Below are 263 nucleotides of genomic sequence, written 5' to 3'. Positions count from 1 at the left end.
GTCTCGGCGAGTGGAGCCATTAACCTGCGCCTGAAATTCATCAGGAACATGGTGTGCTTCAGATTACCTCGGGACATCATGGCGATTCACAAAATTCAGGTCGACGTGCTGGAGCAACACGGGTACGAGCCTGGAGACTTCAGCTTCTTCGCTGAGCAACTGGAAAACATGTTCCTTGACCCCCTACTCACCGCACTGGACGAGTACGGAATTCCCACTCAGATCTCAACCAAGATCAAGCACCTGATTTTGCCATCAGAGCA

Annotated in this window: 1 protein-coding gene; it reads left to right on the top strand. The window is 51.7% G+C overall.

From position 1 onward, the window contains the following. Positions 1-78: 78 nt before the first annotated feature. Positions 79-263 (top strand): hypothetical protein (locus AC3XQU_RS24130; RefSeq protein ID WP_489876654.1); only part of this gene is annotated, 185 nt, incomplete at its 3' end.

This window comes from Telluria sp. AZSoR62 (assembly GCF_058111565.1).
The sequence above is the reverse complement of the archived record's forward strand: the minus strand, read 5'-3'. Positions and strand labels throughout refer to the sequence as shown.